This is a genomic window from Streptomyces sp. NPDC057445 (genome assembly GCF_042802855.1).
Classification (GTDB): Bacteria; Actinomycetota; Actinomycetes; order Streptomycetales; family Streptomycetaceae; genus Streptomyces.
Window position 1 is genome coordinate 38,846 of sequence record NZ_JBHVDH010000007.1, and the last position, 21,196, is coordinate 60,041.

Genomic DNA, 21,196 nt, shown 5'->3' on the forward strand with positions numbered 1-21,196 from the left:
AACGCGATCCTAAGGGCCGCCCCCGAACGAGCCCCTGGGGCCTACTTCTGCTGCTGCCCGCGCTGTGAGGAGCGGAACAGACCGGACAGGCGCCTGCGGCGTACCGGCGCCACAGCCTCGTCCGGGAGGGCCGCAGGCGCCGCCGCGGCGGGCTGCGCCGCGTCCGCCGCCTTCACGGCCGGTGAGTGGGTCGCCGGAACAGGGCCCGCGATGCCCGGCGCGACGGGATAGTGGTACAGCTCGTTCAGCGTGTTCATCACCGACGAGACCTGGCCCGACCGCATGATGCGTACCGTGTGTCCGTCGCAGTTCAGGCACCTCGGCCGGGACAGCGGCGAGGGAACGTGCGCTCCGTCGGCCTTGTAGACGATGAAGTCATGCCCCGAGGCGTCGGTGTGGTGCTCTATCTCGTAGGCCTGCTCCCAGCCGTATCCGCAGCGCATGCACGCGAAGGCGTAGGCCTCGTGGACGATGCGGATACCCGTGATCTCACTCATGTGAGCTCCTCTCCACCGGACCAGTGGACGCCTTGTACGGCGGGAGCGCATCAGGCCCTGTCGATTGTTGGACGGGAATTGGGCCTTTCCATGCCCGGGGGGCCGGTCCGACGGTCTGCGCTTTGCTTTTCAGGTTAGCCCTTTACCGTTGGCCGGGACCCGTCCGCTCCGCGTTCTTCGCGGCCACCACGGCGTCGAACACCTCGCGCTTGGGCAGCCCCGCCTCGGCGGCCACGGCGGCGATCGCCTCCTTGCGCCGCTCCCCGGCCTCCTCGCGCACCCGCACCCTGAGCACGAGCTCGTCCGCGTCCAGCCCGGCGGGCCCGGCGGCGGGCGCGCCCTCCACCACGACGGTGATCTCGCCACGTACGCCCTGCGCCGCCCACTGCGCCAGCTCGCCGAGACCGCCGCGCTTGACCTCCTCGTACGTCTTGGTCAGCTCGCGGCAGACGGCGGCCCTGCGGTCGCTGCCGAACACCTCGGCCATGGCGGAGAGCGTGTCGTCGAGACGGTGCGGCGCCTCGAAATAGACGAGCGTGCGGCGCTCGTCCGCGGCCTCGCGCAGCCTGCCGAGCCGTTCGCCCGCCTTGCGCGGCAGAAAGCCCTCGAAGCAGAAGCGGTCCACGGGCAGCCCGGACAGCGCGAGAGCCGTCAGCACCGCGGAGGGGCCGGGTACGGCGGTGACCCTGATGTCCTTCTCCACGGCAGCCGCGACCAGGCGGTAACCGGGGTCGGAGACGGAGGGCATCCCGGCGTCGGTCACGAGGAGCACCCTGGCGCCGCCCTCCAGCGCCTCGACCAGTTCGGGCGTACGGGCCGACTCGTTGCCCTCGAAGTAGGAAACGACCCGGCCGCTCGTGTGCACCCCGAGCGCCTGGGTGAGACGGCGCAGCCGCCGGGTGTCCTCCGCCGCGACCACATCGGCGGTCTCCAGCTCCGCCGCCAGCCGTGGCGGGGCGTCCGCCACGTCGCCGATGGGCGTCCCTGCGAGTACGAGCGTTCCAGTCACCGATCCAGTCACAGGAGCCATCCTCGCAGGGCGGGACACTCCCGCCGTACTGCGTGCGGCGCCCCGGCGCACAGACGCGTTCCCTACGATGGCGCGGTGACCAGTACTGCCCCACAGGCCCTGCAGGGGACGGATGCCGTGGAAGAGCCACCCTCCTGGCAGCAGCGCCTGCGCAGATTCGGCCATGCGCCGCGGCCGGTTCCCGGGCTGCGCGAACGGCTCGTACCGCCGTACAACCGCCCGTCCGGGCGCCTGTGGTCGGTGCTCGGCGTGCCACCGGCGGCCGCCCGTACCGCCGAGCGCGCGTCGGCGTGGGGCGGCCCGCTGCTGGTGGCACTGGTGGCAGGGCTGCTGCGGTTCTGGAAGCTCGGCAGCCCCAAGGCGGTGATATTCGACGAGACGTACTACGCGAAGGACGCCTGGGCGCTGGTCAACCAGGGGTACGAGGGCTCCTGGCCGAAGGACATCGACAAGTCGATTCTTTCCGATCCGAACGCGGTCACCGTCCCGGTGGAGCCGGGCTATGTGGTGCACCCACCGGTCGGCAAGTGGGTCATCGGGCTCGGCGAGCAGCTGTTCGGCTTCACGCCCTTCGGCTGGCGCTTCATGGTGGCCGTGCTCGGCACGCTGTCGGTGCTGATGCTCTGCCGGATCGGGCGCAGGCTGTTCCGCTCGACGTTCCTGGGCTGCCTCGCGGGCGCGCTGCTCGCCGCGGACGGTCTGCACTTCGTGATGAGCCGTACGGCGCTGCTCGACCTGCCGCTGATGTTCTTCGTGCTGGCCGCGTTCGGCTGTCTGCTCATCGACCGCGACCGGGCGCGACGGCGGCTTGCCGCCGCGCTGCCGGTGGACGAGGAGGGCGTGCTGCGGCCGGACGCCGGGGTCGCGGAGAACCTCCGCCTGGGCCTGCGGCCGTGGCGGATCGCGGCCGGCGTGATGCTGGGCCTGGCCTTCGCCACGAAGTGGAACGGCCTGTACATCCTGGCCGCCTTCGGCCTGATGACGGTGCTGTGGGACGTGGGCGCCCGGCGTACGGCGGGCGCGATGCGTCCGTACCGGGCGGTCCTGCGGCGCGACCTCCTCCCGGCGTTCGTCTCGACGGTGCCGGTGGCGATCGGCACCTACGTCGCCTCCTGGACGGGCTGGATCGTCACGGACAAGGGCTACTTCCGCGACTGGGCGCAGAAGGAGTCGCCGGGCGGGGCCTGGTCCTGGCTGCCCGACTGGCTGCGCAGCCTCTGGCACTACGAGACAGAGGTCTACAACTTCCACGTCAATCTGACGTCCGGTCACACGTACCAGTCCAACCCCTGGAGCTGGATCGTCCTGGGCCGCCCCGTCTCGTACTTCTACGAGGACCCGGCCGCCGGCCAGGACGGCTGCCCGGCCACCACGGTGGACAAGTGCGCCCGCGAGGTCCTGGCGATCGGCACCCCGCTGCTGTGGTGGGCCGGGTGCTTCGCACTGCTCTACGTCCTGTGGCGCTGGGCGTTCCGCCGGGACTGGCGCGCGGGTGCGATCGCCTGCGGGGTCGCCGCCGGCTGGGTGCCCTGGTTCTTCTACCAGGAACGCACGATCTTCCTCTTCTACGCGGTCGTCTTCGTGCCGTTCCTCTGTCTCGCGGTCGCGATGATGATCGGCGCGATCGTGGGCCCACCGGGCTCGGACGAGCGGCGCAGAACGATCGGCGCGGTGGGCGCCGGGGTGCTGGTCCTGCTCATCATCTGGAACTTCATCTACTTCTGGCCGGTCTACACGGGGCAGTCGATCCCGATGGACGAGTGGCGCAACAGGATGTGGCTGGACACCTGGGTCTAGCAGGGACATCGCCTGCCGGGGCGCGGCGGGCCGCCGCACCCCGGCAGGCGATGTTCGGTCATTGCCGGGCCCCATCGGGCCCTTCGACGGCCCACATCCGGTCCGTGGCGATCCCGTGCTGATGACGCAGGATCCGTTGGAACGCTCCCGAGCGCCGGTGTCGCCGGTCCGTGCGGATGCGGCGGGCACACCGTTCGTCACCGTAGGCCCGAGGTCGACGCCCTGGCAGCCACGTCGTGCCGTCCTGGCTCGCTCACACGTCCGCCGGCCCTGGCGAGGAGGGTTTCCGCCGGGTCACCTTCCTGCCCGGGCCCGGTCGCGGAACCACGCGCCCGCACCTACCAACACGGCTGCCCCGATCGCGTACAGGGGCAGCCACTGGGTCGTCGTGGCTGCCAGGCAGACGGCAACGGCGTCATGGCTCTGGGCCTTCTGCGCGTGGGCCAGGGCCGTGCTGTCGCGGACGGCCAGGTTCGCCAGCGCGGCGGCCGTCCGCATGGCCTCGTACCTGCCCAGCTCGGAGCACCCGCCACGGGTGCCTGACATCGGAAACAGCCAGGCCCAGCGCTGCAGCACGGGGGCCAGTGCGATCGCCACGCAGAGGCCGACGACCAGCGAAAACGCGGCCAGATTCCGCGCGTACGAAGATCGGATGCCGGGCGTCCATGCCGGCAGTCGATAGAAGGCGAAGACCACCGCAAGGAGCGTTACCCCGATGTAGGTGGCGAACCATTGCCAGGAACCCTGCGCAAGTGCAGCCGCCAGCACGGCGGCGAGTGCAATACCGATGACCCCAGGCTGACCGGCAGACGCGTTGCCCGCACCGGTGGATGCCGAAGTCCGCGTTCCTTGAGGGCCGGGGTGGTTCAAAGGAATCTCCTGCAGGTTCGGAGGCCATCAGCATCCGGCACATCACGCCGTCGGCCCCGGCGCCATGCCGGACAGGGCCCCGTGCCCCCGCCCGATTGGGGGGCGAGGTGGGCACATATGACGGGAGGTCACCCCGGCAGGCCGGAGAACCGACCCCCGGCGCCGTGCGCGACCGGCCCGGGCTCCGGACCGACGATGTGCGAACCGGACGGGCCGCAGCAGGGTGGCCCTTGTCAGGCGGGGGCCCGATCGCGCCACGCCCGTCACCGTCGCCCCCGTCACGCAGGACCGGATTCCCGGCGGAACGGGGTGCGGTCCACCGGGCGGGTCTAGACCTCTCCGATTCCGGTCCGGTAACGGGCGTCCCCACGGTCACTGCTGCCACTTATCGTGAGCGGGTCCACTTTGAACGCGTTCATGTTCATGGGCCGAGGGACCGCACCGGGACCCGGCACCACTGGGGAGGGACTGGAGCAATGCGCAGTGGAGCGAAAGTCGCCGTCATCGGCGGCGCATTCATCGTCTTCGCGGGAGGGGTGTCCTACGGCGCGTACAGCGTGCTGGCGGACGGAGGAGACGGCAGCGGCACGGACGCGGGGACCCTGTCGACCAGGGAGACGGGGCCGCCCAGCGCCGAGGAGATACGCACGACCGCGAAGGACTTCCTCGCCGCGTGGGCGGGCGGCGACGCGGTGGCGGCGGCCGGTCTGACCAACAACGCGGCCGAGGCGGAGCCCGCGCTCGCCGGGTACGAGGACAGCGCGCACATCACCGGTGTGAAGCTGACACCGGGACAGCCGGTCGGCGCGAAGGTGCCGTTCAGCGTCAGTGCGGTCGTCTCGTACGAGGGACAGCGAAAGCCGCTGGCGTACGCGTCCGAGCTCACCGTCGTACGCGGTCTGACGAGCGGCCGGCCACTCGTCGACTGGCAGCCGTCGGTCGTCCATCCGGAGCTGGGCAAGGGCGAGTCGCTGCGGACCGGGCCCGCCTCAGAGCCTCCGATCAAGGCGGTGGACCGCAACGGCAAGGAGCTCACGAAGGAGAAGTACCCCTCGCTCGGGCCGGTCCTGGACCAGCTGCGCCAGAAGTACGGCGACAAGGCGGGCGGCAAGGCGGGGATCGAGCTCGTCATCGAGGGTGGCGCCGAGCAGGCGGCGGACCGGACGCTGCTCACCCTCTCCAAGGGCGAACCGGGCGAGCTTCCGACGACGCTCGACGCGGACGTGCAGGCGGCCGCCGAGAGAGCGGTGACGAAGTACAGCGACTCGTCGGTCGTCGCGATCAAGCCGAGCACGGGCGAGGTGCGGGCGGTCGCCAACAACCGCAAGGGGCGCTGGAACGCGGCGTTCCTGGGCAAGCAGGCACCCGGCTCCACGATGAAGATCGCGACCGCGGCGATGCTCCTGGAGAAGGGCCTGGTGGCCGCGGACCGGACGGTCGAGTGCCCGAAGGACGTCAGGTACTACGACCGCACCTTCCACAACCTCGACAACTTCAAGATCGACGGGGGTACCTTCGCGCAGAGCTTCGCACGTTCCTGCAACACCGCCTTCATCAAGCAGATCAACGAGGTGGACGACGACGCCGCGCTGGCGAAGGAGGCCCGGGACGTCTTCGGCATCGGGCTCGACTGGCAGACCGGCATCCCGTCCGTGGACGGCAGCGTGCCGGAGGAGACGGGGGGCGAGGCCGCCGCGCAGTACATCGGGCAGGGCACCATCCAGATGAACGCGCTCAACATGGCGTCCATCACCGCCACGGCCAAGAGCGGCAGCTTCGAGCAGCCCGTCGTCGTCCCGCTCTCGCTGGACGGCCGCGAGCGGGCCACCGCGTCGCGCAGCCTGCCCGGCCCGGTCGCCCAGCAGCTGCGCGACATGATGCGGCGCACGGCGACGAGCGGGACCGGCGCGGGCGCGATGGCCTCGGTCGGCGGGGACAAGGGCGCGAAGACCGGTTCGGCGGAGGTCGACGGGAACGCCACGTCCAACAGCTGGTTCACCGGATTCGCCGACGACCTGGCGGCGGCCGCCGTCGTGGACTCCGGCGGGCACGGCGGTGACGCGGCGGGCCCGCTGGTGGCGGCGGTGCTGAACGCACGCTGAGCAGGGGACGGAAACGGGGTCGCATGGCCCGTACAGCCGGCACTAGCGTGCGGGCCATGAGCTCATCAGAAACGCCTGCCGATCCCCGGTTCGCCGAGGCCCTGCGCGAGCTGGGCCTGGAGGTCGAGGTACGCCGCTTCCCCGACGCCGTCCGTACCGCCGCCCAGGCAGCCGCCGCGCTCGGCTGTGACGTCTCCCACATCGTCAAGTCGCTGGTGTTCGAGGCGGACACGGTGCCGGTGGTGGTGCTGCTGGACGGTTCGTCGCGGGTGGATGTGGAGCTGGTGCGGCGCGAGCTGGGGGTGTCGGCGGTGGTGCGGGCGAGCGCGGCCGTCGTGCGGGAGACCACGGGGTACGCGATCGGCGGCGTACCGCCCTTCGGGCACCGTACGAAGCCCCGGGTACTGGCCGACCGGGGGCTCCTCGACCACGACGTGATGTGGGCGGCGGCCGGGAACCCGCATGCCGTGTTCCCGCTCGACCCCGGCTCCCTGATCGCCCACGCGGGAGCCACGGTGGCGGACGTCCGCGAGCGCACCACGTGAGCCTGCTCGTCGCGGCGGCGGTTCTCATGGCCGCCGTCACACACGCCAGTTGGAACGCGCTCGCACACACCATCAAGGACCAGCTGATCGCCTTCACGCTCATCGGGGGCGGCGCCGCCGTGATCGGGGCGGTGCTCGCGTGCCTCACCCCTCTCCCGCACGCCGCGGCGTGGCCGTACCTCGTCGCGTCCGCGCTGCTGCACATCGGCTACCAGCTGCTGCTGATGCGGTCGTTCACCCTCGGCGACTTCGGCCAGATGTACCCCATCGCCCGGGGCACGGCGCCGCTCGTGGTGACGGTCCTGGCCGCAGTGTTCGTCGGCGAGACACTAGGGCCCTGGCAGCTTGCGGGCGTCGCGGTCGCCTCCGCGGGACTGGTCGGCGTCGCCCTCTGGGGCTTTCGCGGCACGGACACCCGCCCCCACTGGCCGGCCCTGCTGGCGGCACTCGCCACGGGCCTGTCGATCGCCGCGTACACGGTCGTCGACGGTGTGGGCGTCCGTGCCTCCGGCACCCCCCTCGGCTACATCGCCTGGCTGATGATCCTGGAGGGCCTGCTGATCCCGGCCTACGCCTGGCACCGCTTCCGCGGCTCGCTCCTCACCCGCATGCGCCCGTACGCGTCCCGGGGCCTCCTCGGCGCGGTTCTCTCCCTCGCGGCGTACGGCCTGGTCCTGTGGGCCCAGACCCGGGCGCCGCTCGCCCCCATCGCGGCCCTGCGGGAGTCCTCCATCATCGTCGGCGCGGCGATAGGCGCGCTCTTCTTCAAGGAACGCTTCGGCGCACCGCGCATCGCCGCGGCGGGGCTGATGGTGGTGGGCATCGGACTGATGCTGCGGGCAGGCTGACCCCGCGTGCGGTGATGTCCCGGGAGCATCGCACCCGCCGTCGTCAGCTCTCGGAAAGCGCCTGTGCGAAGCCCGTGTTCACGGCCAGCAGGCCGCCGTCCACCCGCAGGGTGACGCCCGTGACCCAGGACGCGTCGGACGACGCCAGGAAGGCGACCGCCGCCGCGATGTCCTCCGGCGTGCCGACGCGGCCCAGGGGATAGACGCGGCTCAGGGCGTCGAGCTGCCGATCGCGGCCGGACCAGGCCGCGGTGCGGATCGTGCCCGGGTTGACCTGGTTCACGCGAACGCCCCGCGGGGCCGCGTCGCCCGCGAGGGTGCGGGTGAGGGAGGCCAGGCCCGCCTTGGCCGCGCTGTAGGCGTGGTTGCCGAAGTCCTGTTCGGCGTTGACGGAGCCGATGTTGACGATGGCGCCGCGACCGCCCGCCTTGGCGAGATACGGGAGGGCGGCGCGGGCGCAGCGGAAGGCGCCGGTGAGAACGATGTCGAGGTCCCGCTGCCAGGTGTCGTCGGGCTGGTCCTCCAGGAGCGCGGTGTCGGAGGCGCAGGCGTAGGCGTTGTTGACGAGTACGTCGAGGGTGCCGAACTCCTCGACGGCGTACGCGACCGCCGCCTCGACGGCATCGCGGTCCGCGACGTCGCAGGGGAAGGAAGCCGCCCCCGGAACCGTCCGGGCCGTGGCCGCGGCCCGTTCGCCGTCGAGGTCCGTGACCAGGACACGGGCGCCCTCCGACGCGAGTCTGCGCGCGGTCGCCTCGCCGATGCCCCGGCCCGCGCCGGTGATCAGCACTCCATACCCCTCGAAACGGTTCACCAGGCACCACCTCGCGTCGACGGCCCGCTCACCCCCGGCCGGGCGCTGCCCTCCGGGCTCCGGGAGTCGCCCCGGACGAGCACAGCCCGATCATGACGCCGAGCGCACCGCCGCGACCAGAGCCTGGGCGCGCGGGTCCGCCGTGACTCCCTTGCGCATGCTGTTCGTGACGTAGCCGAGCGCGATGCCGGACTCCGGGTCCGCGAAACCGAGCGAGCCGCCACGGCCCGGGTGGCCGAAGGAGCCACGGCCCAGCAGCGGGGACGCGGGGCCGTGGAGCATGTAGCCGAGGCCGAAGCGGGTGCCGACGACGAGGACGCGGTCCGGGCCCGCCGACTCCTCTGTGCGGGCGAGGGTGAGGGTGGCGGGGGCGAAGAGGCGGTGGCCGTCGACCTCGCCGATGGTGGCCGCGTAGAAGCGGGCCAGCGCGCGGGCCGTGGAGATGCCGTTGGACGCCGGGAGTTCCGCGGCGCGGTAGACCGGGTCGTTCTCGTCCGGCAGGGGGTCGAGCGCGCCGACGGCGCGACGGGTCAGGGACTCCGGGTCGCGGTAGGCCTCGGAGACCGACCGCTTGGGGCGCAGTTTCAGCCCGCCGCCGACGGCCGTGGGCGGTTCCTCCACCGGGCCGAGCCGGCCCACCCGGTGCGCCTCGTCGGCCGGGAGCCCGATCCAGAAGTCCAGGCCGAGCGGGCGGGCTATCTCCTCCGCGACCCATCGGCCGATGCTGCGGCCGGTGACGCGGCGGACGAGTTCGGCCAGCAGCCAGCTGTACGTCTGCGCGTGGTAGCCGTGGTCGGTGCCGGGCTCCCAGGCCGGTGCCTGCGCGGCGAGGGCGAGCGCCCCGGACGTGCCGTCGGCGGCCTGGGCGGGCGTGAGGGGACGGTCGAGCACGGGCACACCGGCCCGGTGCGAGAGCAGATGCCGTACGAGCACGCGCTCCTTGCCGGCCGCCTTGAACTCGGGCCAGTACGTCCCGACCGGCCCGTCCAGGTCCAGCTGCCCACGCTGGTGCAGCAGCAGCGGTACGGCGGCGGCGACACCCTTGGTCGCCGAGCGGACGACCTGCGCGGTGTCCACGGCCCAGGGGCCGGTACCGTCCACGTCCCGCGTACCGGCCCAGAGGTCGACGACCTTCACGCCGTGCTTGTAGACGGCGACGGCCGCACCGCGCTCCCCGCGCTGCTCGAAGTTGCGCACGAACGCGTCCCGGACCGGCTCGAAGCCCTCCGCCACCGTGCCCTGGACGTCCACGTCACACGCTCCCTGTTCTCCCGGCCTTCCGGTTGCGTCCATGGTGCAACGTGGTCGCCCGGCTCCGGATTCCGGGTCGGGTTCCGGCTCGGAATCCGGCTGGGAACCCGGCTCGGAACCCGGCGTCAGCCGATCAGGATCGTGACGTCGATGTTGCCGCGCGTTGCGTTCGAGTACGGGCAGACCTGGTGCGCGGCGTCCACCAGCTCGGCGGCGAGCTGCTGGTCGAGCAGGGGCAGCGAGACGCTGAGGGAGACCGCGAGCCCGTAGCCGCGGGCCTTGTTGGGGCCGATGCCGACCTTGGCGGCGACCGTGGAGCGTTTCAGGTCGTAGCCGGCCCGGCGGCCGACGAGGACGAGCGCGTTGTGGAAGCAGGAGCTGTAGCCGGCGGCGAAGAGCTGTTCCGGGTTGGTGCCGTCGCCGTCCCCGCCCAGGGCCGGCGGCATCGCGAGACGCAGATCGATCCGGCCGTCATGGCTGGTGACATAGCCGTCGCGGCCTCCGTGTGCCGTGGCCTCCGCGGAGTACATGATCTTCGTCGGCCGGGTGTCCTGGTCGGTCATGAACCACCCCCACATGAATGAGATGCGCACAAGTACATCGTGCGCAATGTACCGGAGCAGGGGGCGCCTTGTTACCTGGGGGTAGGCGAGGTTCCTCCGGGTAGAGGCTCCGGGTGGAGACTCAGCCCTGCACCGAGGCGCGCACCGTGAGTTCGTGCAGCTCGGCCCGCAGCCGGGCGATCTCCTCCGCACCCATGCCGGTGTACGCGAGCAGCGCTGCGGGCACCCGCCCGGCGGGCGCCCGCAGCGCCTCGCCTTCCTCGCTCAGCACCACCCGTACGGAACGCTCGTCGGCCGCCGAACGCTCCCGGCGCACCAGGCCCGCAGCCTCCAGCCGCTTCAGCAACGGCGAGACCGTGCCGTAGTCCAGCCGCAGTGCGGCAGCCAGATCCTTCACCGGGATCTCGCCCCGCTCCCAGAGCACCAGCATCGCCAGATACTGCGGGTAGGTGAGGCCGAGCTCGTCGAGGAGCGGCCGGTACGCCGCGGTGACCGCACGCTGCGCCGCGTACAGCGCGAAGCACAGCTGGTCGTCCAGCAGCAGCGATGCCGCCGGACCGGGGGCGGTCGTCGTCTCCTCGTTCACGCGCCCATTGTCACAGCACGCGGGTCGAAGCCGAACGGCAACTCCAACCGGTGCGCGCGCATCAGTTCGGCGTCACCGAGCAGCTCCTGCGTCCGGCCGTCGGCCGCGATCACTCCCTCACTGAGGATCACCGAGCGCGGGCACAGCTCGAGGGCGTACGGCAGGTCGTGCGTCACCATCAGGACGGTGACGTCCAACGACCGCAGGATGTCGGCGAGTTCGCGGCGGGAGGCCGGGTCGAGATTGGACGAGGGCTCGTCGAGGACGAGGATCTCCGGCTCCATCACGAGCACGGTCGCGACGGCGACCCGGCGGCGCTGGCCGAAGGACAGGTGATGCGGCGGGCGTTCGAGGTACTCGCCCATGCCGACCTGGTCGAGCGCGTCCCGTACGCGCTTCTCCAGCTCCGCCCCGCGCAGCCCGGCCGCCGCCGGGCCGAAGGCGACGTCCTCCCTGACCGTCGGCATGAAGAGCTGGTCGTCGGGGTCCTGGAAGACGATGCCGACCTTGCGGCGGATCTCGGCCATGTGCTGCTTGCCGACCGGGAGTCCGGAGACGGTGACGGTGCCCGCACCCCCGACGAGGATGCCGTTGAGATGGAGGACGAGGGTCGTCTTGCCGGCCCCGTTCGGACCGAGCAGGGCCACCCGCTCACCGCGTGCGATGCTCAGGTCGACACCGAAGAGGGCCTGGTGGCCGTCGGGATAGGCGTACGCGAGGCCTCGCACCTCGAGGGACATGGTCATAGGGTCCAGCCAAGCAGACAGACGGCGAGTGCCGAGCCCGGGAGGGCGGCGGCGCGCGCCCACTGCGCGCGGGACGCGGTCACCTCGTCGATCACCGGCATCGTCCCGGCGTAGCCACGGCTGACCATGGCCAGATGCACCCGCTCACCGCGCTCGTAGGAGCGTATGAACAGGGCGCCCGCGGACTTGGCGAGCACGCCCCAGTGCCGCACACCCCGGGCCTCGAAGCCGCGTGAGCGGCGGGCGACGGACATGCGCCGCATCTCGTCGGTGATGACGTCGCCGTAGCGGATCATGAAGGACGCGATCTGCACCATCAGCGGCGGCAGCCTGAGCTGCTGCAGTCCGAGCAGCAGGGAGCGCAGCTCGGTGGTCGACGCCAGCAGTACGGAGGCGGCGACGCCCAGCGTCCCCTTCGCGAGGATGTTCCAGGCGCCCCAGAGTCCGGGTACGGACAGCGGGATCCCGAGCAGTTCGGTCCGTTCGCCCGGCACCACGAAGGGCATGAGCAGCGCGAAGGCCACGAAGGGGATCTCGATCAGCAGACGCCGCAGCAGCACACCCGCGGGGACGCGGGCCAGAGCGGCGACCGCGCCGAGCAGCACGGCGTAGGCGCCGAAGGCCCAGACGGCCTCGCGCGGCGTCGAGACCACCACGATCACGAAGCAGAGCGTCGCGGCGATCTTGCAGTGCGAGGGCAGCCGGTGGACCGGCGAGTCACCTGGCCGGTAGAGCTTGTGAGCGTGCCCCGCACTCATCTCAGACGGTCTCCTTGGGCGCGACGGTCGCGGGCTCGTCGTGCCGGCGGCGCTTGACCGCCCAGAAGACCCCGGAGCCCACCGCGACCGTGGCGCCCACACCGATCACACCCGCCAGACCGCCGGCGACCCGGACGTTCTCGACGTCCTTGACCCCGTAGTCCGCGAGCGGGGAATCGGCCGCCGCGTGGTCCTCGACCTTCTCGTCGATGCCCTTGTCGGCTGCCACCTTCTCCAGGCCGTCGGGGCTGGCGGAGGCGTAGAAGGAGACGAAACCGGCCAGCAGGAGCGAGGTCACCAGGCCGGCGATCCAGACCGGGCGCGTGGACGCGGGAGAAGAGGGGGTGGGCGAGGACGGCTCGGCATCGACCAGCTCGCCGCCGACGCGCAGCTTGAGCGGCGCGGAGAGGCCACGGGCGCCGTACACGAGGTCCGGCCGCACGGCCATGACGGCGCCGACCGTGGCGGCGGTGATCACGGCCTCGCCGATACCGATCAGCACGTGGACGCCGACCATCGCGGTCAGGACAGTGCGGATCGGGACGTCGGTGGTGCCACCGATCGCATAGATGAAGGTGAAGGCCGTGGCCGCGGCCGGTACGGAGACCAGTGCCGCGACGAAGGAGGCCGCGGTCACTGAGCTGCGCCTCTTCGGCAGGACCTTCACCAGGCCCCGGAAGAGGGCGTACGCGACGACGACCGTCACGACACCCATGACCGTGATGTTGACCCCGAGCGCGGTGAGGCCGCCGTCCGCGAAGAGGACGCCCTGGAGCAGCAGGACCACGGAGACGCAGAGCACGCCCGTGTACGGCCCGACGAGTATCGCCGCCAGCGCACCGCCGAGCAGATGCCCACTGGTGCCGGCCGCGACCGGGAAGTTGAGCATCTGGACGGCGAAGATGAACGCGGCGACGAGACCGGCCAGCGGCGCGGTCCTGTCTCCCCCATAACCTCCGGCGTGGGAGGTACCCCCAAGCTCCTTGCGCGCGCCGCGCAGGCTGACCGCGACAGCGCCGGCGGCGGCGGAGACGGCGGCGGCGGAGACGGGCAGATCGATGAATCCGTCGGGGACATGCATGGCGGGCTCCGCTTCGGGACAGGCCGCTCGGACCTGGTCGGGCAACCGTCCGATGATGCTCCCTATTGCGAACGTCTTGCAAGTGCGTCTTGACAACAGAAGCAAGTGACGCGGCCGGGGTTTCCGCGGCCAAATATGGGACATTAAGAGACAAACATCAGCAAATGCGAGGAGCCGACCGATGCCATCCACCGTCGAGCCTCCCCCTGTCGTACTCCATGCGAAGGCCCGGATAGTCAACGACGCTCCCTACTACCGGTCGGTGCCCGTATCCCTCCGTTACGACCCCGGGAACGACCTTGATGTCGTGCGTTTCGTCTTTCCCACCGGTATCGAGTGGACCTTCCGCCGCGAGCTCCTCGAGACCGGACTGCGCGTCCCCGCCCGCAGCGGTGATGTCTCGGTCTGGCCGTGCGGCCGCGCCCAGGTGGTCGTGGAGTTCCACTCGCCCGAGGGGGTGGCGGTGATCCAGCTCGACGCACGCCCCCTGCTGCGATTCCTGCTCCGGACATACGCGGAGGTGGCCGCGTCCGCCACCAGTTCGTGACGGACACGGCCACCTCGCGAGCCGTACTGCTCAGCCTCGGACGCCGACGAGCTCCCGCTCCCCGTCGGCCGCCCCGGCGCCCAGCTTCGCCAGCTGCTCGCCCTCGACGTCGACGTTCGGCAGCCCCCGGTCCAGCCAGCGGGGCAGCCACCAGGCCCGGTGACCGAGCAGCGCGAGCACCGCCGGAACGATCGCCATCCGGACCACGAACGCGTCGAAGAAGACGGCGACGGCCAGCCCGAAGCCGATCATCTTCACCATCTGCTCGCTGGAACCGATGAATCCCGCGAAGACCGCGATCATGATCACCGCGGCCGCGCCGACCACACGGGCGCCGTGCCGGAAGCCGGTGACGATCGCCTGGCCGGGCCGCTCCCCGTGGACGTACGCCTCACGCATCCGCGTGACCAGGAAGACCTCGTAGTCCATGGCGAGACCGAACACGACGCCGACCATGAAGATCGGCATCATCGACATGACCGGGCCGGTCTGCTCGACGCCGAACACGGAACCCAGCCAGCCCCACTGGAAGACCGCGACGACCGCGCCGAGCGCGGCGACCACCGAGAGCAGGAAGCCGAGCGCCGCCTTGAGCGGGACGAGGACGGACCGGAAGACGACCATCAGCAGCAGGAACGCCAGGCCGACCACGAGTCCCAGATAGGGGACGAGCGCGTCGTTCATCCGCTGCGAGAAGTCGATGTTCATCGCGGTGGCACCGGTGACATGGACGTTCTCGCCGCTGGTGTCCCGGATGGTGTGGACGAGGTCCTCGGTCTCGGTGGAGCTCGGCCGGTCCTTCGGGATGACGGTGATCATCGCCGTGTCGCCGGCCTTGTTGTACGTGGCCGGGGTGACGGCCGCGACCCCGTCGAGGCCGGAGATCTCCTTGGCGGTGCTGTCCGTCGTGGCCTTGTCGCCGTCCACCACGACGAGCAGCGGTCCGTTGAAGCCCGGCCCGAAGCCGTCGGAGAGCCGGTCGTACGCCTTGCGCTGGGTGGTGCTGGTGGGCTGGGAACCGTCGTCCGGCAGTCCGAGCTCGAGCGACGTGGCGGGTACGGCGACGGCGCCGAGGCCGATGACACCCGTGAGCAGCACGGTGACCGGGCGGCGCAGCACGAACCTGGCCCAGCGGGTGCCCATGTTGGGCTTGTCGTCCGGGGCGTGGGCGGCCTTGCCCTTGCGGGCCTTGCGGCCGAGCACCCGCTTGCCGGCGAAGCCCAGCAGCGCCGGGATCAGAGTGAGCGCGATGAGGACGGCGATCGCGACCGTACCGGCCGCCGCGAAGCCCATCTTGCTGAGCATCGGGATGTTGGCGACGGCGAGGCCGACCAGGGCGATGACGACGGTGAGTCCGGCGAACACGACGGCGGAGCCGGCGGTGCCGACCGCGCGTCCGGCGGCCTCCTCGTGGTCCCGGCCCTCTGCCAGCTCGGCGCGGTAACGGGAGACGATGAAGAGGGCGTAGTCGATGCCGACCGCGAGACCGATCATCGTCGCGAGGGTGGCCGTGGTCGAACCGAGGTCGAGGCTGTTCGCGAGGGCCGTGATCGTGGAGACGCCGATGCCGACGCCGATGATCGCGGTGAGCAGCGGCAGCCCCGCCGCCACCAGCGAGCCGAAGGTGATGACGAGGACGACGGCGGCGATTCCGACACCGATGACCTCGGAGGCCCCGGTCTCGGGCGCGGCCTGCAGCGCGTCACCGCCGATCTCGACGGTCAGCCCGGAGTCCTCGGCCTCCTCGCCGGCGTCGGTCAGGGCCTCCCGGTCCTTCTCGGTCAGCTCCATGCCGCTGACCTTGTAGGAGACCTGGGTGTAGGCGACGGTGCCGTCCTGGCTGATCGCCTTGGCCTGGTACGGGTCGACGACCGACGCGACCTGGTCCGAACCGGACCTGAGCTCGGCGACGACCTTCTTGACCTCGGCCTTGTGGGCCGGGTCGGTCATCTTCCGCCCTTCGGGGGCCTTGAAGACGACCCGTGCGGTGGCCCCGTCGGCGCTCGTACCGGGGAAGCGCTCGTCGATGAGGTCGAAGGCCTTCTGCGCCTCCGTGCCCGGCATGGAGAACGAGCTGGACGCGGCGGTCGGCGCGGAAGCCGCCCCGACGCCGGCTATCGCGAGCAGGGCCACCCACACCAGGGCGACGAGCCGTCGGCGGCGGAAGGCGAACCGCCCGAGTTTGTACAGGAACATGGCCACGAGTACGGACTCCCGATCAGGTCGTGGGACAGCAAGAGGGCAGGAATGACCAGCCCGACGACGTGAGCGGTGCGCGTCAGGTGGGGCTTTGCGGGTGGTGGTGCGGGAGGGGAGGGTCAGGCGCGGCGGGCGGGGAGACCCGGTGCGGGGAGCAGGGCGGTGTCCGGACCGTGCTCCTGTGGGAGCGGGCCCTCGGGGCGGTCCGGTGTCACCGGACGCCCAGAGCGGGAATCACCACGGCGTCCAGGTAGCTGCGCAGGAACTCCTGGCTCATGGGCTCGTCCTTGATCAGTGGATGGGCGACGAAGGCGCCGACCAGCATGTGCGAGAGGAACTCGAGTGCGGGATTGTCCGCCTCGATCTCGCCCCGGTCGATCGCCCGCTGCAGCATCGCGTCGAGCCCGGTGATCTCGGGTTCGATGAACAGCTCGCGCAGCGCCTGCAGCAGATCGTCGTTCTCGTGGACCGCCCGGGTGAGACCCCGCATCAGCGCGGTGTCCCGCTCCATCTGGCAGTCGTCGCTGAGCGTCACCATCTCGTGGAAGTCGCCGCGCAGGCTGCCGGTGTCGATCTCCGAGACATCCACCGGCTTGCTGTGCCGCAGCGACATGGCGACCAGCTCCGGCTTGCTCCCCCACTGGCGGTAGAGGGTGGCCTTGCTGGAGCGGGTACGGGCGGCGACGGCGTCCATGGTCAGGGCGTCGTAGCCGACCTCTCGCAGGAGGTCGAGCACCGCGTTGTACAGCTCGGCCTCGCGCTCCGGCGTGAGCCTTGTGCGTGCCACCGCCATACCGACCTCCCGAACGAAACTGTTTCGTACAGTTCGAGGTTACCCCTCCCTCCAGCGAAACGAAACCGTTTCGTACGTGTGCTGGGCCACAAGGGGGCGCTTATGTCCCCGCCCCGCTCCGGCCGACCGCACGAGTCCTGTCCCACGAGTTGCCGCGGCTCCCTTGCACGGAAAGCATTGGAAGGTGAGTGAAGACGTGGCATACCTCCGCTTCCCGCATCTGTACGACGAGTTGCTGTGCTTCGCGGCCGAGGACGATCTCTGGATCGCCCCCCTCGCCCCGGAAGGCCGACGCCCGGGCCGCGCCTGGCGGATCACCGTCGACAGGACGAGGGTGGGCCACCCACGCTTCTCCCCGGACGGGCGCCACATCGCGTACACGACCTGGCGCAGCCTGGACCCCGAGATCCATCTGGCGCCGGTCGACGGCGGCCCCGCTCGACGGCTCAGCTACTGGGGCTCGACCGACACCCGGGTGTGCGGCTGGGACCCGGACGGCAACATCCTCGCCGTCTCCTCGCACGGCCAGCCCTTCTCGTACTTCTCGTGGGCCTACAAGGTGCCGACCGACGGCGACCCCGGCAAACGCCTCCCCTGGGGGCCCGTCGCCGACATCGCGGTCGCCGACGTCGACGGCTGCCACCGCACCCTCCTGCTCACAGGAAAGCCGCCGCACGAACCGGCGGCGTGGAAGCGGTACCGGGGCGGGGCCATGGGGCGGCTGTATCTGCACGGCGAGCGGCTGCTGCCCGACATCGGGGGCCATCTGGACTGCTGCATGTTCGTGGACGGCCGTATCGCCTTCCTCTCGGACCACGAGGGCGTGGGCAATCTCTACTCCTGCCTCCCCGACGGCACCGATCTGCGCCGCCACACCGACCACGACGCCTTCTACGCCCGGCACGCCTCCAGCGACGGACGCCGTGTCGTCTACCAGTGCGCCGGCGATCTGTGGATCGTCGACGACCTGGCGCCGGACGCGGAGCCGCGCAAGCTCGACGTACGGCTCGGGGGACCACGGGCCGGGCGACGGCCGTACCAGGTCCCCGCCGCCACCAACGTCGACGCGATCGCGGTGGACACGACCGGCCGTGCCAGCGCCGTCTCCGTGCGCGGCAGCCTGTACTGGCTCACGCACCGGGACGGCCCCGCGCGGACGATCGCGGACACCCCGGGCGTGCGGGTGCGGCTGCCCGAGATGCTCGGCGGCGGCGGACAGGTCGCCTATGTCACCGACGCCGAGGGCGACGACGCGCTGGAGATCGCGTATCTGCCGAGGGCGACCGGCGACCGGGAGCCGCGGCGGCTCGCCTCCGGGGAGCTGGGCCGGGTACTGGAGCTGAAATCGGACCCGGCCGGGCAGCGCGTCGCGGTCGCCTCGCACGACGGACGGCTGCTCCTCGTCGACGTCTCAGAGGAGCCGGCGTCCGAGGAGCCGGCGTCCGAGCGGCCGTCCTCCGCCGCGGCGGAGGACGCCGGGGGCACGGCCCGTACCGACGATGCCCCGGACACCTCGGAGGGCGAGGAGTCCGGCGGCAAGGGGTCCGGGGGCGAGGAGTCCGGGGGCGAGGAGTCCGGCAGCGTCTCCACCGCAGCCCCCGGTGAAGGCCGGGTCACCGAGGTGATCCGCTCCGACAACGGCCCTGTCCGCGATCTCGCGTTCTCCCCGCACGGGAACTGGCTGACCTGGTCGCATCCGGGCATCGGACGCTCCCTGCGGCAGATCAAGATGGCGCGCATCGACGGGCCGGAGCCCCGCACGGTCGTCGACGTCACCAACGGCCGCTTCGAGGACGAGAATCCCGTCTTCACCCGCGACGGCCGCTATCTGGCCTTCCTCTCATGGCGCGGCTTCGACCCGGTGTACGACGTGCACACCGGGGATCTGTCGTTCCCGCTGGGCTGCCGCCCCTATCTGGTGCCCCTGTCGTCGGCGACACCGTCGCCCTTCGCCCTGCTGCCGGACGGGCGTCCGGCCGCCGGGGGCCTGGATCCGACGGACGCCGACACGGGGGAGGGCACGGCCATGGTGGAGGTGGAGGGCCTGGGCAACCGTGTCACGCCCTTCCCGGTGTCCGCCTCCAAGTACTCGGCGCTGTACCCGGTCAGCGGCGGCGGTCTCGTCTGGCTGCGGTGGCCGATCTCCGGCGCGCTCGGCGAGACGTTCGCCAATCCCGCCGACCCCTCTCCCCGGCCGACGCTGGAGTACTTCGACATCGTCAAGGCCCGCAGGACCGAACTCGTCCAGCATCTCGACTCGTTCGCGGTGAGCGGCGACGGGACGCGGCTGGTGGTCATGGACGACGGCGATCTGCGGGCGGTGCCCGCGAACGAGCTGGGGGACAGCGACTCGACCGTCTACATCGATCTGCGCCGGATCCTGCACGAGGTGGACCCGCCCGCGGAGTGGCGTAGCGCGTACGCGGAGGCGGGGCGGCTGACCCGGGCCTACTTCTGGGAGCCCGGAATGTGCGGCATCGACTGGGACGGGGTGCTGGAGCAGTACCGTCCCCTGGTCGAACGGGTCGCCTCGCCCGACGAGTTCGCCGATCTGCTCCGGGAGGTGCTGGGCGAGCTGGGCACGTCGCACGCGTACGTCACTCCCGCGCGCCGCAACGAGGGACCGCCGCACTACCAGCGGGCGATCGGCCTCCTCGGCGCCAATCTGGCGCGGCGGGAGGAGGGCTGGGTCGTCACGCGGATCCTGCCCGGCGACTCGTCCGACTCCAAGGCCCGCTCCCCGCTGGCCGGTACGGGCATCCGCGAAGGAGCAGTGCTCACCCATGTCGACGGCCGGCCCGTGGACCCGGTGGCCGGCCCCTATCCGCTGCTTGCCGCGGCCGGCGGCACGACCGTGGAACTGACCTTCCGCCCGCCCGAGGGCGAAGGCCCCGCACGCCGCGTGGCGATCGTGCCGCTGGTGGACGAACGGCCCTTGCGCTACCAGGACTGGGTCGCCAAACGCCGTGCGGTCGTACGGGAGATGAGCGGCGGCAGCTGCGGGTATCTGCACATCCCGGACATGGGCGGCTCGGGCTGGGCGCAGTTCAACCGCGACGTGCGCATGGAGGTGTCGCGTCCCGCGCTCATCGTGGACGTACGGGGCAACGCGGGCGGGCACATCAGCGAGTTGGTCATCGAGAAGCTCAGCCGCAAGATTCTGGGCTGGGACCTGACGCGCAACGCCCAGCCCGTCTCGTACACCTCGAACGCACCGCGCGGCCCGGTCGTCGCGCTCGCCGACGAGGCGACCTCGTCGGACGGCGACATGATCACGGCCGCGTGCAAGCTGCTGGACATCGGTCCCGTGGTCGGCCAGCGCACCTGGGGCGGAGTCGTCGGGATGACCGGGCGGCACCGGCTCGGGGACGGAACGGTGATCACGGTGCCGATGAACGCGGCATGGTTCAACGAGTACGCCTGGTCGGTCGAGAACCACGGCGTGGACCCGGACATCCACGCCGAACGCCCCCCGCTCGACTGGGCCGAGGGGAAACGGACCGACCTCGACACCGCGGTCCGGGTGGCACTCGAACTCCTCGATGCGCGTCCTCCGGCCACGCCTCCCGGATACGACGACGTCCCGGACCTCCGCCGCCCGAAACTTCCGCCTCGGCCGACGTGACGGCCGACGTGACCCGGAGCGCCGCGCGGTCCGTGGACGTGACGCAGCGCGGTGGACGCAGCCCGATGCACGGACCGCGACACGGATGATCGCGGTGCACGGATGATCGCGGTGCACGGATGATCTCGGTGCACGGATCGCCGCGCATGCAAGGGGCGCACCCCGTGCACAGGGTGCGCCCCTTCGTCGGCCCCGACGTCAGGCGTCGTGGTCCCGGTCGAAGCGGTCCTGGGACTCCTGCTGGATCCGGATCGCCTCGTCGTTCATCTCCCGCGGCTGCTGCTTCGAGCGCGGCTGCTGCTTCCCTCGCGGCTGCTGCGAGCGCTGCTCGGACCGCGGCTGCTCCGGACGCGGCTGCTCGGGACGAGGCTTCTCGGGACGGGGCTGTTGCGAGCGCTGCGAGGCCTCGTGCCTGGCGTTGCCCGGCTTCTGCCTGCCCTGCTCCGCGAGCTGATCGGCCTTGTCCTTGAACTGGTCCTGAATACCCATCTGGTTCACTCCTGGAAGGGTGTGAGGGGGGAGGGGGCCTTCACCGGGCCCCGGC

19 protein-coding genes are annotated in these 21,196 nt (G+C 71.4%); 6 read left to right on the forward strand and 13 right to left on the reverse strand.

Features of this window, described 5'->3' with window-relative positions:
- Positions 1-41 precede the first annotated feature (41 nt).
- Positions 42-497, reverse strand: coding sequence for a hypothetical protein (locus tag ACFU5O_RS17590; protein WP_384241189.1), 456 nt, complete (start codon positions 495-497; stop codon positions 42-44).
- A 142-nt stretch (positions 498-639) separates the two neighbouring features.
- Positions 640-1,527: a 16S rRNA (cytidine(1402)-2'-O)-methyltransferase gene (gene rsmI / locus ACFU5O_RS17595; RefSeq protein ID WP_384241191.1), complete on the reverse strand. Its 888-nt coding sequence runs from the start codon at positions 1,525-1,527 to the stop codon at positions 640-642.
- 75 nt (positions 1,528-1,602) lie between these two features.
- Between rsmI and ACFU5O_RS17600 the strand changes: the two genes are divergently transcribed.
- Positions 1,603-3,324: a dolichyl-phosphate-mannose--protein mannosyltransferase gene (locus ACFU5O_RS17600; protein ID WP_384241194.1), complete on the forward strand. Its 1,722-nt coding sequence runs from the start codon at positions 1,603-1,605 to the stop codon at positions 3,322-3,324.
- Between the two features lie 294 nt (positions 3,325-3,618).
- On the opposite strand, the gene ACFU5O_RS17605 is transcribed toward ACFU5O_RS17600, so the two are convergent.
- Positions 3,619-4,092, reverse strand: a complete 474-nt coding sequence (locus tag ACFU5O_RS17605) for a hypothetical protein (protein ID WP_384241196.1) — start codon at positions 4,090-4,092, stop codon at positions 3,619-3,621.
- A 578-nt stretch (positions 4,093-4,670) separates the two neighbouring features.
- Here ACFU5O_RS17605 and ACFU5O_RS17610 point away from each other — a divergent pair.
- From ACFU5O_RS17610 to ACFU5O_RS17620, 3 genes are read left to right on the forward strand one after another with little or no spacing between them, the layout of a single operon-like run.
- On the forward strand, positions 4,671-6,296 hold the full coding sequence (locus tag ACFU5O_RS17610) for a penicillin-binding transpeptidase domain-containing protein (RefSeq protein WP_384241198.1): 1,626 nt from the start codon (positions 4,671-4,673) through the stop codon (positions 6,294-6,296).
- Positions 6,297-6,352: 56 nt separating this feature from the next.
- On the forward strand, positions 6,353-6,841 hold the full coding sequence (locus ACFU5O_RS17615) for a YbaK/EbsC family protein (protein ID WP_384241201.1): 489 nt from the start codon (positions 6,353-6,355) through the stop codon (positions 6,839-6,841).
- Entirely contained in the window at positions 6,838-7,689 is an 852-nt protein-coding gene (locus ACFU5O_RS17620) for an EamA family transporter (RefSeq protein ID WP_384241203.1), read from the forward strand. Before ACFU5O_RS17615 ends, ACFU5O_RS17620 begins: the two co-directional genes overlap by 4 nt.
- Before the next feature lie 43 nt (positions 7,690-7,732).
- Here the strand turns inward: ACFU5O_RS17620 and ACFU5O_RS17625 are convergent, their stop codons facing one another.
- From ACFU5O_RS17625 to ACFU5O_RS17655, 7 genes are all read right to left on the reverse strand, one after another.
- Positions 7,733-8,503 (reverse strand): SDR family NAD(P)-dependent oxidoreductase, encoded by a 771-nt coding sequence (locus tag ACFU5O_RS17625; protein ID WP_384241205.1) that lies wholly within the window; start codon positions 8,501-8,503, stop codon positions 7,733-7,735.
- Positions 8,504-8,593: 90 nt separating this feature from the next.
- Positions 8,594-9,754, reverse strand: a complete 1,161-nt coding sequence (locus ACFU5O_RS17630) for a serine hydrolase domain-containing protein (protein ID WP_384241208.1) — start codon at positions 9,752-9,754, stop codon at positions 8,594-8,596.
- 125 nt (positions 9,755-9,879) lie between these two features.
- A complete protein-coding gene (locus tag ACFU5O_RS17635; protein WP_384241688.1) occupies positions 9,880-10,317 on the reverse strand; it encodes an organic hydroperoxide resistance protein in 438 nt (145 codons plus the stop codon).
- A gap of 121 nt (positions 10,318-10,438) precedes the next feature.
- On the reverse strand, positions 10,439-10,903 hold the full coding sequence (locus ACFU5O_RS17640) for a MarR family winged helix-turn-helix transcriptional regulator (RefSeq protein WP_384241210.1): 465 nt from the start codon (positions 10,901-10,903) through the stop codon (positions 10,439-10,441).
- Positions 10,900-11,649: an energy-coupling factor ABC transporter ATP-binding protein gene (locus ACFU5O_RS17645; protein ID WP_384241211.1), complete on the reverse strand. Its 750-nt coding sequence runs from the start codon at positions 11,647-11,649 to the stop codon at positions 10,900-10,902. Before ACFU5O_RS17645 ends, ACFU5O_RS17640 begins: the two co-directional genes overlap by 4 nt.
- Complete coding sequence (gene cbiQ / locus ACFU5O_RS17650) at positions 11,646-12,407, reverse strand: cobalt ECF transporter T component CbiQ (protein WP_384241213.1); 762 nt, start codon at positions 12,405-12,407, stop codon at positions 11,646-11,648. The genes ACFU5O_RS17645 and cbiQ overlap by 4 nt, the downstream gene beginning before the upstream one ends.
- Position 12,408: 1 nt before the next feature.
- Positions 12,409-13,488, reverse strand: a complete 1,080-nt coding sequence (locus tag ACFU5O_RS17655; protein WP_384241216.1) for an energy-coupling factor ABC transporter permease — start codon at positions 13,486-13,488, stop codon at positions 12,409-12,411.
- A gap of 181 nt (positions 13,489-13,669) precedes the next feature.
- Between ACFU5O_RS17655 and ACFU5O_RS17660 the strand changes: the two genes are divergently transcribed.
- Positions 13,670-14,035: an SsgA family sporulation/cell division regulator gene (locus ACFU5O_RS17660; RefSeq protein ID WP_384241218.1), complete on the forward strand. Its 366-nt coding sequence runs from the start codon at positions 13,670-13,672 to the stop codon at positions 14,033-14,035.
- Between the two features lie 30 nt (positions 14,036-14,065).
- On the opposite strand, the gene ACFU5O_RS17665 is transcribed toward ACFU5O_RS17660, so the two are convergent.
- Positions 14,066-16,237: an MMPL family transporter gene (locus tag ACFU5O_RS17665; protein ID WP_384241220.1), complete on the reverse strand. Its 2,172-nt coding sequence runs from the start codon at positions 16,235-16,237 to the stop codon at positions 14,066-14,068.
- A gap of 208 nt (positions 16,238-16,445) precedes the next feature.
- A complete protein-coding gene (locus tag ACFU5O_RS17670; protein ID WP_384241690.1) occupies positions 16,446-17,021 on the reverse strand; it encodes a TetR/AcrR family transcriptional regulator in 576 nt (191 codons plus the stop codon).
- A gap of 190 nt (positions 17,022-17,211) precedes the next feature.
- Between ACFU5O_RS17670 and ACFU5O_RS17675 the strand changes: the two genes are divergently transcribed.
- Positions 17,212-20,652, forward strand: a complete 3,441-nt coding sequence (locus tag ACFU5O_RS17675) for a S41 family peptidase (RefSeq protein ID WP_384241223.1) — start codon at positions 17,212-17,214, stop codon at positions 20,650-20,652.
- A gap of 198 nt (positions 20,653-20,850) precedes the next feature.
- On the opposite strand, the gene ACFU5O_RS17680 is transcribed toward ACFU5O_RS17675, so the two are convergent.
- A complete protein-coding gene (locus ACFU5O_RS17680; protein WP_384241224.1) occupies positions 20,851-21,141 on the reverse strand; it encodes a hypothetical protein in 291 nt (96 codons plus the stop codon).
- Between the last annotated feature and the right edge of the window lie 55 nt (positions 21,142-21,196).